This is a genomic window from Lysinibacillus sp. DFXJR4 (assembly GCF_057196045.1).
This window is the reverse complement of sequence record NZ_JBXUNW010000005.1, coordinates 52,158-64,032: the sequence shown is the minus strand read 5'-3', so window position 1 is coordinate 64,032 and position 11,875 is coordinate 52,158. Positions and strand designations below refer to the sequence as shown.

At 37.8% G+C, this 11,875-nt stretch carries 10 protein-coding genes and 1 riboswitch; of the genes, 3 read left to right on the top strand and 7 right to left on the bottom strand.

Going from position 1 to position 11,875, the window contains the following annotated elements; genetic code table 11:
- Window positions 1–53: 53 nt before the first annotated feature.
- The gene (locus tag AC2CGN_RS12970; RefSeq protein ID WP_484514232.1) at window positions 54–1,769 is read right to left on the bottom strand and encodes a methyl-accepting chemotaxis protein; all 1,716 of its coding nucleotides are present in this window, start codon (window positions 1,767–1,769) and stop codon (window positions 54–56) included.
- Between the two features lie 201 nt (window positions 1,770–1,970).
- On the opposite strand from AC2CGN_RS12970, the gene AC2CGN_RS12965 reads away from it, so the two are divergent.
- From AC2CGN_RS12965 to nspC, 3 genes are all read left to right on the top strand, one after another.
- Window positions 1,971–2,177, top strand: coding sequence for a hypothetical protein (locus AC2CGN_RS12965; RefSeq protein ID WP_429982239.1), 207 nt, complete (start codon window positions 1,971–1,973; stop codon window positions 2,175–2,177).
- 289 nt (window positions 2,178–2,466) lie between these two features.
- On the top strand, window positions 2,467–3,696 hold the full coding sequence (locus AC2CGN_RS12960; RefSeq protein ID WP_484514230.1) for a saccharopine dehydrogenase family protein: 1,230 nt from the start codon (window positions 2,467–2,469) through the stop codon (window positions 3,694–3,696).
- Window positions 3,693–4,832 (top strand): carboxynorspermidine decarboxylase, encoded by a 1,140-nt coding sequence (gene nspC / locus AC2CGN_RS12955; protein ID WP_286925925.1) that lies wholly within the window; start codon window positions 3,693–3,695, stop codon window positions 4,830–4,832. Before AC2CGN_RS12960 ends, nspC begins: the two co-directional genes overlap by 4 nt.
- Before the next feature lie 101 nt (window positions 4,833–4,933).
- Here nspC and AC2CGN_RS12950 read toward each other — a convergent pair whose 3' ends face one another.
- The 6 genes from AC2CGN_RS12950 to AC2CGN_RS12925 form a co-directional block, all read right to left on the bottom strand.
- Window positions 4,934–5,848 carry an Rpn family recombination-promoting nuclease/putative transposase gene (locus tag AC2CGN_RS12950; RefSeq protein WP_484514228.1) on the bottom strand — a complete coding sequence of 305 codons (915 nt, stop codon included), beginning with the start codon at window positions 5,846–5,848 and terminating at the stop codon, window positions 4,934–4,936.
- Window positions 5,849–5,923: 75 nt separating this feature from the next.
- On the bottom strand, window positions 5,924–6,811 hold the full coding sequence (locus tag AC2CGN_RS12945) for an amidase (protein ID WP_484514226.1): 888 nt from the start codon (window positions 6,809–6,811) through the stop codon (window positions 5,924–5,926).
- Window positions 6,812–6,854: 43 nt separating this feature from the next.
- Window positions 6,855–6,942: riboswitch (cyclic di-GMP riboswitch) on the bottom strand.
- Window positions 6,943–7,077: 135 nt separating this feature from the next.
- Window positions 7,078–7,566 carry a chemotaxis protein CheW gene (locus AC2CGN_RS12940; RefSeq protein WP_054771658.1) on the bottom strand — a complete coding sequence of 163 codons (489 nt, stop codon included), beginning with the start codon at window positions 7,564–7,566 and terminating at the stop codon, window positions 7,078–7,080.
- A gap of 26 nt (window positions 7,567–7,592) precedes the next feature.
- Window positions 7,593–8,708, bottom strand: coding sequence for a M20/M25/M40 family metallo-hydrolase (locus AC2CGN_RS12935; protein ID WP_484514224.1), 1,116 nt, complete (start codon window positions 8,706–8,708; stop codon window positions 7,593–7,595).
- A 523-nt stretch (window positions 8,709–9,231) separates the two neighbouring features.
- A complete protein-coding gene (locus AC2CGN_RS12930; RefSeq protein ID WP_429982244.1) occupies window positions 9,232–10,185 on the bottom strand; it encodes a hypothetical protein in 954 nt (317 codons plus the stop codon).
- Window positions 10,186–10,323: 138 nt separating this feature from the next.
- Window positions 10,324–11,871, bottom strand: a complete 1,548-nt coding sequence (locus tag AC2CGN_RS12925; RefSeq protein WP_283868548.1) for an acyl-CoA carboxylase subunit beta — start codon at window positions 11,869–11,871, stop codon at window positions 10,324–10,326.
- Window positions 11,872–11,875 lie beyond the last annotated feature (4 nt).

The following is an 11,875-nucleotide window of genomic DNA, read 5'->3' as shown; positions in this document are numbered from 1 at the left end:
CGAGAGAAAAGGAGCGTATATCATGTATTACAAGGGTAAATATTTAATAACGTTTAACATTCTTTTAATTTGAACGACTTTACATGTTGTTCAAGTGTATGTGCCATTTGATTCGTTTCATTTGAGCTATACGCTACCTCATCAATACTTGCTGTTGTTTGCTGGGCTGCCGCTGTAATCGCATTCAATGTTTCCTTAATCTCTTGAATGGATTGCGTTAATTGTTGAATCATCTGAACAACATGATCTGATTTCTCTGCCTCCAAAGTCATAGCATGTGATATCTCAATAATTTCTTCCACTGTATGTGAAACCGCTGCTGAAATATTTCCTAATGATTGAGCAGTTAAACGAACCGTCTTTGTTCCCTTTTCAATATATTTTGTATTATCTTGCGTCGAAGAAGTAACCTGCTGAATATGTCCCATAATTTCCTGTATTAGCTGGTCAACCTTTAATACTTCTTGATTCGATTGCTCAGCAAGTTTTCGAACTTCCTCTGCTACCACTGCAAAGCCCTTGCCATGTTCTCCTGCTCTTGCTGCTTCAATGGAGGCATTCAAAGCCAGTAAATTGGTTTGTTCAGCAATCCCAGCAATGGATGTGGTAATAGCCTGAACTCGCGTTGCTGAAGTGACTAGATTACTAACCGTGTTACTGACCATATCAGAGCCTTTACGGATTAAAGTCATGTCATTATTTATATCCTTAGCAAGTTGCTCTCCTTGTGCGGCAATTTTCATTGTTCCTCTTGTGGTTTCAACACTTGTATCTGCTTTCACTTTTATAGTTTGTAAATCTTCTGCTAAGGATGTAAGTACATCTGTTGCATTTTCTGCATGATGCAGACCATCTGTTACTGTCGCCGTAACTTCATAGATATTGTGCGCGACGCCTTGAATCGTATTTGACATATCATTTAATGTGTTAGCGGTTTCATCAGCATTTGTGGCTAATGTAATAGATGTAGTGCGCATCGTCATAATCATATTTTGTAAGTTGACAGTCATACGATCTAATGTGCTTGCTAAATCTCCTACTTCATCATTCCTTTTTACCTTCATTTCCTCCACCGCTAAATTACCATTAGCTATTTGCTTGGCCTGATGAATTAGTAAGGTAATAGGCTTAACTTTACGTCGAATTAAAAAGCCTGTAATAATTGAAGCAATTAACATTGGAAAAATACTAATTAAAATACCACTCTGCACAACATCCCAAGTTCGCTCCTTCACAATAGTAGCGTCGAAATCAATGACACTGATGGCAATGATTTCTTTACTTGTGTCATGATCCTTAAAAATTGGTGCATAGCCTGATAATCGCTCCATTCCACCATATGTATAGGGTTCGGAGTATGTTGGATGCTTTTTCTCAAGTAATAATTGGATTGCCTCCTGGTCCATGTAAAATGTATCTCCAGGTGCAAAGCCCTTCTCTGCCAAATGATCATCTAAGGCTAGCAATGTACCATCTAGTGTTAAAATATATTGCGTTTGAAAGATGTCTTTGTGTCCTGTTGTCCAGTTTAAATCCTTCCCAATACTCTCTTTTGCTGCTTGCTCCCCACGCAATGCTCTTTCCATATCTTCTGGGCGAATCAAGCCTGTTGTTATATTGGCACATCCATATGCCTCTATTCCCGCTGCATCATATAATTTATTATAAGCCGTTATGTATGTAGCGAACGATGTAATTCCTAGCATCACCACTAAGATACCAGCAATGATCGTTCCGAGTTGAAAAGTTAATGAATTTCGTAATTTCACGATTCATCATCTCCCCTTTCTAGTAAAAATCTATGAATATTCACTTTATTTCTATCATACTATAAAAAGATGTATTTAAAAAGCATCTTTTAATGAATAATAGAATGGAAAAAGTATTGGATAAAGTTCTGAATTATGAGATAATTGAAGTGCTATATCTTCATCTATTGGGCATAAAATCTTCATTTAGGAGGGCTTGCTATGAATAGACGTTTTCATGTTGTATCGCTTTTTATTGGAAATTTATTAACACTAGGCGCTATTTTCATTTATGCTATACAAAGTCAAGTGAATGTTGCCCTCAGTACTTATGCCCTTGTAATGGCTTTTTTAAGTGCATTGCTCATGATCTTTTTCTATGTGTGGGGAGATGAAAAGAAACAAATTTCAAATCGGTTTTCAAAATAATTTAGCAATAATTAAAATCTATTTGAATTTTTCCCTTCCTGCTTTAGTAGGAAAGGGAATTTTTCATGTGCTTCCTTTTCACTCAAAAAGTAATACTTCAATCACTAGTGTTTCTATTCCCCTCTAGTTATTGATGAACCATTCAGCTTTATTGGCGTAAAATAAGTCCAATTGTTGTAGAAAAATAAATTTTTTTGTAGAAAATTTTAAAACAATGATTGAGTACTATATCAAATTTCTGTATAATCAGCTTGTTTGACAATACTTTTATGAACTTGGGGGTAGACAATTGGGTAAAGCATTGATTATCGGAGCTGGCGGAGTTGCCAGTGTTGTGGTACACAAGTGTGTTCAAAATTCGGACGTATTTGAGGAAATTTGTATCGCAAGTAGAACTGTTTCAAAATGTGACGCTCTAAAAGAAAAACTAGATGGCGGAAAAACAAAAATTCATACTGCACAGGTAGACGCAGACAATACAGAAGAGGTTATTGAGCTTATTAAAGCTTTTGGACCAGATGTAGTCATTAACGTTGCCCTACCTTATCAGGACTTAACGATTATGGATGCTTGCTTAGCGACAGGTGTGCACTATGTGGATACTGCAAACTACGAGCCACCTGAAACGGCAAAATTTGAATATAAATGGCAATGGGCTTATAAAGAAAAGTTTGAAAAAGCTGGCTTAACTGCATTACTTGGTAGCGGTTTTGATCCAGGTGTAACAGGCGTTTTTACAGCTCATGCACAAAAACATGAATTTGATGAAATCCACTATATCGATATCGTGGATGCAAATGCAGGAGATCATGGTTATCATTTCGCAACAAACTTCAACCCAGAGATTAACATTCGTGAAATAACAGCGAATGGTCGTTACTGGAAAGAAGGCGAGTGGGTGGAAACAGCACCACTTGAGAAAAAAGAGGTTTATAACTTACCAGAAATCGGACCAAAAGATATTTACCTTCTATACCATGAAGAGCTTGAATCACTTGCGAAAAATATCAAAGGTTTAAAACAAATCCGCTTCTGGATGACGTTCTCTGAAAAATACTTAACACACTTAAAAGTATTAGAAAACGTTGGCATGACATCAATCGAACCTATCGAATTTGAAGGTCAAATGATTCAGCCAATCCACTTCCTAAAAGCAGTATTACCAGATCCAGCTTCACTTGGACCACGTACAAAAGGTAAAACAAATATCGGTTGTATTATTCGCGGTCTTAAAGATGGCAAAGAAAAAACGTACTATGTATACAACGTATGTGACCATCAAGAATGTTATAACGAAGTTGGTTCGCAAGCGATTTCTTATACAACTGGCGTACCAGCTATGATTGGTGCAATGCTTGTGATGAATGGTGAATGGCGCAAACCAGGTGTTTGGAATGTAGAAGATTTCAATCCAGATCCATTCATGGATGCATTAAATAAATGGGGTCTACCATGGCAAGAAAGCCATAACCCAGAATTACTTGACCTTGATTTAGATGCAAAGGAATTAAGCCGATGAAACCAATTGATTTTTCAAAAGTTCCATCCCCTTCTTATGTAGTGGATGAGCGATTATTAACACAAAATCTTGAGCTTTTAAAATCAATTCAAGATCGTACAGGCTGCCGCATTTTACTAGCCCTTAAAGGTTTTTCTATGCATTCAACATTCCCTTTAGTAGGGGAATATTTAGCAGGCATTACAGCTAGCTCACTGCATGAAGCACGTCTTGGCTATGAAAAAATGGGCAAAGAAGTTCACGTTTATGCTCCTGCTTATATTGAGCATGAAATGGACGAGCTTCTAGGCTATGTGGATCACATCGTGTTTAACTCATTTAACCAATGGGCTCAGTTCAAGGATAAAGTGAAATCTGCTGGTAAAACAATTGAATGTGGTATTCGTGTGAATCCTGAGTACTCTGAAATTGAAACAGCTCTTTATGATCCTTGCTATACGAATTCCCGTCTTGGCACAACTTTGGCTAACTTCGATAAATCCCAGCTTGACGGCATCGATGGCTTACACTTCCATGCGATGTGTGAACAAAATTCAGATACGTTAGAGCGTATTATTGAAGTAGTAGAAGAAAAGTTTGGTGATGTTTTACACCAAATGAAATGGTTGAACTTCGGTGGTGGCCACCATATTACACGTGAAGATTATGATGTAGAGAAGCTTGTGAATATCATTAATTATGTGCAAGAAAAATATAACCTGCTTGTGTATTTAGAGCCAGGTGAAGCAGTAGCCCTTAATACTGGTTATTTGGTAGCTACAGTCCTTGATATCCAAGAAAATGGGATGGATCTTGCTATTCTAGATACATCAGCAACATGTCATATGCCTGACGTACTTGAAATGCCATACCGTCCAATGATTATTGGCTCTGGTCAAGCGAATGAATTAGCCCACACATATCGCCTAGGTGGACTTACATGTCTTGCTGGTGATGTAATTGGCGATTATTCATTTGAGCAGCCACTAAAACCAGGTGACCGTCTTGTATTTACAGATATGGCCCATTATTCAATGGTGAAAAACCATATGTTTAACGGCGTCAACTTACCTTCAATCGTTTCTTACAATGATGAAGAGGGCATTAAAGTCATTCGTGAATTTAAATTTGAAGACTATAGTGGCCGACTTTCTTAAAAAATGTCAAACACCTCCAGCTAAATTTGGAGGTGTTTTATTATCTTCTTAGGTTTTAAAAGGACTACCTTTCTCCTTGCTCTTAGTCTTAGTGTTTTACATCATTCAACTTCGATTTCAGTTCTTAACTGTAATACTTCCTCTACAGTTAAGCTAGTTAATTGCATAATTTGTTCATTATCGTAACCTGATGCAATCATATTTTTTGCCACCGCTTTAATTCCTTTCTCTATTCCTTTCTCTATTCCTTCTTGTTGTGCATGATATTTAGCATCCTCTAGTTTAGCTACTTCATCAATCATGTACTTTAAACGAGACTGGTAGGCAATAATTGTTTCAGGTGTTTGGCTTAACTCTTCCCATGCACTTAGTGCTTGTTGCAAGTTTTCGTCTTTCATTGTTAATGCCTCCAATTCTAGATAAATATCATCATATGTTTTTTGCTTACGAGCATCTACCATGCCAAGTAATAATAACCATCTAACTAAAATATCGTCCAGAGCGTTTAATGTTTGGTTAAACCAGGCATGTAGAAACTTGTCCATTTCAATAAAGTGAATTTCTAATACATCGTCTTTTGATCTTAAGCGTTGAAGTAACGCATCCTCATATAAATGATAGGTACTATGATAATGGACGATTTCTTCAAATAATGTAAAATGGCAAATATTGATAGTTATAGTGGGGCGTTGTGTATGATACCCTAGTCCTTTTTGTAGCTGGGTTGTAAATAATCGTGACCAATAAAACATCGACCGTTTAAACATATCCTGCTGAGTGGAAAGCTGCATTTCAATATTAATCAGCTCTCCTGCTTGCGTTTTCACTACAATATCAAGTCGTGATTGTTTATCGTCTTGATATTCACCACCTAACACTTGATTTAAAAACATTGCTTCTGTAATAGTTGCCCGACCTGTACGTTGTAAAATGGCATTCAGAAAGACTATAGTTATATGTTTGTTGCGCTCACTGCCAAAAAGCTGTTTAAACGCAAAATCTACTTTTAAATCCAATAACTTTGAAAGGAGGTTCTAGCCCTCTACGTTTGTTAGCATAATTAATATAAGTATCAAGTGTACTTTGCTCTACTATGGCTGCATATTCATCCAACTATCAACATGATGAATGGCAACCCCTTGATAGCTTGTTTTTTTCGCATAGTGACGTTGAACAAGTGCTAGTTGCTTATTCATATAGGCTTCACCATTATCATAAAAAGTAATATTTTGATTATCATCTAATGCACCTGTTTCAACACTAATCACAATGGATTTATTAACTTTTTTGGCATAGGCTACTTCATGTTGTACAATTTTAATAATATCTTTTGCTGTATTTCGATAAGCCATAATAGAAACGCCCTCTACTTGATTTATCACCCATTCAGCAAGTAATCCTTTTCCAAATTGATTGTTGTATTTAATTTCGTCAAACCAGAACGGCATATCTGCTTCCAAAGGTAATTGTAATTGCTTGGTTTCCTTTTTGGCTCTTGTAAGAAGTGCTTGATAGGATTCAATTGATTGTGTTTGATTATAGCTCCATCCACTATTTAAGTATGGCTCTATATCGAGATGAACGCCTGAAAATCGCTCAGTCACTTCAGCATTTTTATTATATGTATGTAACCAATCAAACAACTGATCCTGCATTTTATAGCCATCTTTAGATACCCAATCTGGCGCTCCGTCCAATGCATATATTTTGATACCCCTTGCAGTTGCATGACTAATAAAACGCTTATAGACGGCACTTACTATATCCATATTAATCTGTAAATACAGTTTGTTTACCTGCTTGTTCTCTAAAAACGAAAGTACTCCTGCCTCATCCTCAATAATCCTTGAAGTATCCCATAACCAAGTAGCCTTATCTTCCACGTTCACTGCGTCTACCTTTCCAAATGATAGTCCAAACGTACTGGCAATTGTAACAAAAATAACAATAGTTACTGTTAATAAGGAACAACTTTTCATGTCTTACAGCTCCATTCTATTTGCCAGAGCTCCTAGAACAGAACCTGGTAACCTGACAATCATGCACTAAAATAGTGTTTAGACTCATGGCTTTGCGTCCTTCTCTTTCGACAAGTTTGCCTTTTACAGTTGTTTTCTTTTCCTTATCATACATGGCAAAAATAAAAATGTCTGTAGGAAAAATGCATACTAATCATTAATAAGGAGGAATAAAATCATATTCAAACGGGTTATTTTTACTATTAAAAATAAAAAACGTAGAGCCTTCAAGCATCTACGTTTTCTTGTTCATTTTCTAGCATTTTATGCAAGTAATTAATAATTTCACGAATTCCTTCTAGTGAATTGACTAGTATTTTTGGGTCCACATAGGTAATCATACGATTTTCCAGGTTTGCCACTGCTGTAAAATAACGCGTTTTTGAATAGTTGACAAGTCCCATCTGCTGTAAAACAGACGTGTCAAAATCTAGAATTTCACGGGCTTCCGTTACAAGTAATCCATAATTCACAACATCTGTATTCAATACTATAATACGTGCTGTTACAGCATTTGAAGAACGATTATATAGAATACGTTCAAAATCAAGCACTGGGATAAGCTCACCACGAATTCTTGTGAAGCCTAGAAGATAATTAGGTAAATGAGGAATCGGTGTTACATGCTCTAATTTTTCAATTGAAATTGCTTGTTCCACAGGCACTGCATACTCTTCAGTTCCACAAGCAAAAACTACTGCTTTTACACTTTCCATGCGGTCACATCCTTCAATTTCTGCTGTTATTTTTTTGCAGATTCTTTGACAATTTCAACTAGTAAATCTGCTAATTTTTCTAATTCTTCTACTGGGATTTTTTCATTTGTTGTATGAATATCTTCGTAGCCAACAGAAAGGTTGACTGTAGGGATGCCAAAGCCTGCAATTACATTTGCATCTGAACCTCCTCCAGAAATCCCTAGGGTCGGTGTGCGATCAATGTTACGTGCTGCTGCCATTGCGACTTGAACGACTTTATCTGTTTCAGTTACTCGGAATCCTGGATACATAAGCTTTACTTCTACTTCAGCACGTGCTCCAAGTGATGCAGAGATTTGTTCAAATGTCTCCTGCATATGCTTCGTTTGAGCATCGAGCTTCATTTTATCAATTGAACGAGCCTCTGCAAGGATATTCACTTCATCACATACAATATTCGTAGCCTGACCACCCTCAAAACGACCAATATTTGCTGTAGTTTCTTCATCTAAACGGCCTAGCTTCATCTGTGCAATACATTTTGCAGCCACTGTAATCGCTGATACTCCTTTTTCTGGAGCTACACCAGCGTGAGCAGTTTTGCCAATAATTTTGGCGAAGACTTTTGCCTGATATGGTGCTGCTGTAACAATTCCACCCACTTTACCATCACTATCCACTGCAAAGCCGTATTTTGCTTTAATTTTGGATGAATCTAACTCTTTAGCCCCAACAAGTCCACTTTCTTCACCCGCAGTGATGATAAATTCAATATCTCCATGCTCAATATTCTGCTCTTTTAAACGTTTCACCATTTCTAGTAATGCTGCAAGCCCAGCTTTATCATCAGCGCCCAAAATTGTAGTACCATCTGACACGATATACCCATCCTCTCGTAAAGATGGCTTAATCCCTTTACCTGGTACAACTGTATCCATATGAGAAGTAAAATAAATTGGTTCAACATCTAAAGAACCTTTTAAAGTAGCCAATATATTGCCTGCTCCATGTCCATTTCGTGTATGGGCATCATCCTGTTCTACTGTAAAACCAAGCGCTGTTAATTTGTCGATTAAAACCGGCGCAATCAAATGCTCATATTTTGTTTCTGAATCAATTTGTACGAGCTCGAAAAACTCTTCTACTAAACGACTTGTCATGTTGTAAGACTCCCTTAGTTTACGTGTATTACCACGTTATAGTATATGTATTATTTTAGCACAACGTTAGAGGAGTTGAAATAATTCACTAGCAGTTCGAGACTAATTTTTGGAAGGAGATCAATTATGCCTCGGCATAATTGCGTCCGGAATTGGCTTTGTGCATGCACAAAGAACTCCTTTCCGATTCCGTGACATCCGCCAGAGGCTTTGGGCCAACAGATGTTTTTTGTGCGAAAGCGTAGTGCTAACGCAGCGACAGCAACATGATGTTGGTCACTAAGTCGTTGCCACAAGACGTGGCGTTCTTAGACTGAGTTCCGCTATTTCAGTAGGTATTTGGACACCCACTGAAAAGGAAACAAAACCGCATTCATCTCACCATTTGTAAATGTGGGAGTCTTCTGTAGCTGCCGCTGTCGTGCATAAAACATCTGCCACTATGCTTTCGATACAAAAAACATTTGCTGAATGAAGATAAAAAGCTCGTGAAAGAGGGAGTTTATCCCTTTCCACAAGCTTCTTATAGTTGGAAGATAGCATCTTTTTCACGTTCAAGTAACTGAAGATATTCAACCGCTTTATGATGCTTATCCTGTAAACGCCAAATTGTATTATGTACATCATCTTGCACACGAGACACTTGCTCCCTAGCAGTTGATATTTTGGAGTGAACTGACCAGGCTGAGAAAATATCATCAAAGAAGTAGTCTGCAAATTTGACAAAGCCATCTGTTTCAACATGTAATGATTTCGTTGATAAATCATGGATGTCCAGAAGCTCATTATGAAATCGCTGTAAAGCAATTTGAGCATCGTGAAGATAATTTTCAGACTGATTTAGTGCATCATGCTTCAAATGTGTAGCAATAAGTCCCCCTCCCAAAAACGTATCCCATGTTGAAAAACCATTAGCGGAATGTAGAGAAGCAGCCGCTTGCCCAAGCATTGTTAATGCATTTTCACCAGCCTCTTCAGCCTCCTTCATTTCTATAATTAATTGCTTCGTTACTATTTCTTCATGGGCTAATTGCTCTAATTTTTTTGCTTGCTCTGGCTCATGTATTTGTAGGTAGCCCTTCTTTTTAGCATTCAGCTTGTTTAAAGCTTCTTGTAAATGTTGTTCATTAATTTGAGTAAGCTTTGACTCAGCTTGTGCTAAATCGATTGTTAAATCTTCTTGCATTTTCTTTGCTTCATTTATTTTTAATTCAAGAACGGCTGCTTTATCAATTCTCTCTGCTCGTAGCTCATCTTGCTGCCCCGTCCACGTACGAATCATATTCATAAACGAAAAGCCTTCTAATTTATCAAGTTTCGTTCGAATGTGATTGAGTGCTATAGAATGTTTGTAAATGTCCTGTTGTGCACGCTCAAGTTGATTTTCAATTAATCGTTTTTGCTCATTTAACCTACTAACATTTCTTAATTGTGCATGTATGATTTCCTGTTCATTTTGTAATTGTTTCCATTCCATTCATCTCAACTCCTCTTATCTATTTGTACGGATGAAAAGAGTAAATGTTTCAATTATCTGTCATCTTTTATCATTTTTCGTCAATTTCTTTGTGCCAACAGGAAAGCCCAGCAAATGGCTGCTGGGCTTGTACAAATTTTATAGTGGAATATTTCCGTGTTTTTTCTCTGGGCGTGATTCATGTTTATTTGAAAGCATGTCTAAACCTTGAATTAGCTTAATACGTGTATCACGTGGATCAATGACATCATCTACCATACCGCGAGATGCTGCAACATATGGGTTTGCGAACTTTTCTTTGTATTCTTCAATTTTCGCTGCACGTGTTGCTTCTGGATCGTCAGATTTTGCAATCTCGCGCGCAAAGATAATATTCGCGGCACCTGCTGCACCCATAACAGCGATTTCAGCGTTTGGCCAAGCAAATACAAGGTCAGCCCCAATTGATTTAGAGTTAAGCGCAACATAAGCACCGCCATAAGCCTTACGTAAAATAACTGTAATTTTCGGTACAGTTGCTTCTGAGTATGCATAAAGGATTTTTGCTCCATGACGGATGATTCCACCATGCTCTTGCTTAACGCCTGGGAAGAAGCCAGAAACGTCTTCAAAAGTGATGATTGGAACATTGTATGCATCACAAGTACGGATGAAACGAGCCGCTTTGTCAGAAGAATCGATATCTAGTCCACCAGCAAGTACTTTTGGTTGGTTACAAACTAGACCAACAGACTCACCTGCGATACGTGCAAAACCTACTACTACGTTTTTCGCAAATTCTGAGTGAACTTCCATAAATGAACCTTCGTCCACTACTTGCTCAACCACTCTCCGTACATCATAAGGGCGAGTTGTTTCAATTGGCACAGTATCCACGATTTCAGGGCGGTAGTCGTCACCTTCTGGACGTGCCTGACGTGGCGCTTTTTCCTTATTATTTTGTGGAAGATAGCTTAATAGTTTTTTAATTTGATCAATCGCTTCTTCTTCAGATGGTGCGCGGAAGTGTGCATTACCACTTACAGCGTTGTTTACTTTTGAACCACCTAAGTCTTCTGCAGAGATTTTTTCACCTGTTACTGTTTCAATTACTTTAGGACCTGTTATGAACATTTGAGATGTTTTGTCAACCATTAAGATAAAGTCTGTGATTGCGGGAGAATAAACTGCTCCACCAGCACATGGTCCCATAATTACTGAAATTTGTGGGATTACGCCAGAGTAGATGGCATTGCGATAGAAAATATGACCGTATCCATCAAGTGAAAGGACGCCTTCTTGAATACGTGCACCACCTGAATCATTGATACCAATGAATGGCGTGCCGTTTTTCGCAGCAAGATCCATTACTGTGGCCATTTTTTTCGCATGCATTTCACCCAATGCTCCACCAAATACAGTAAAATCTTGAGAGAATAAGTAAACAGGACGTCCGTTTATTTTACCGAAACCAGTAACTACACCATCACCAGGTCCTTCCATCTTGTCCATACCGAAGTCAACTGTACGATGTGTAATGAATGGGTTGATTTCAAAAAATGTACCTTCGTCCAGCAATAATTCAATGCGCTCACGAGCAGTTAGTTTACCTTTTTCATGTTGCTTGTCGATGCGCTCATAGCCACCACCAAGTTCAATTACCGTCTTACGGTCATATAACTCATTAATTTTGTCGAACATATCCATACTA

What these genes read in the sequence shown, in the direction of transcription:
- nspC (WP_286925925.1), top strand. Translation starts at nt 3,693, where the DNA reads ATGAAACCAATTGATTTTTCAAAAGTTCCATCCCCTTCTTATGTAGTG.
- AC2CGN_RS12945 (WP_484514226.1), bottom strand. Translation starts at nt 6,811, where the DNA reads ATGAAAAGTTGTTCCTTATTAACAGTAACTATTGTTATTTTTGTTACA.
- AC2CGN_RS12930 (WP_429982244.1), bottom strand. Translation starts at nt 10,185, where the DNA reads ATGGAATGGAAACAATTACAAAATGAACAGGAAATCATACATGCACAA.
- AC2CGN_RS12940 (WP_054771658.1), bottom strand. Translation starts at nt 7,566, where the DNA reads ATGGAAAGTGTAAAAGCAGTAGTTTTTGCTTGTGGAACTGAAGAGTAT.
- AC2CGN_RS12935 (WP_484514224.1), bottom strand. Translation starts at nt 8,708, where the DNA reads ATGACAAGTCGTTTAGTAGAAGAGTTTTTCGAGCTCGTACAAATTGAT.
- AC2CGN_RS12965 (WP_429982239.1), top strand. Translation starts at nt 1,971, where the DNA reads ATGAATAGACGTTTTCATGTTGTATCGCTTTTTATTGGAAATTTATTA.
- AC2CGN_RS12925 (WP_283868548.1), bottom strand. Translation starts at nt 11,871, where the DNA reads ATGGATATGTTCGACAAAATTAATGAGTTATATGACCGTAAGACGGTA.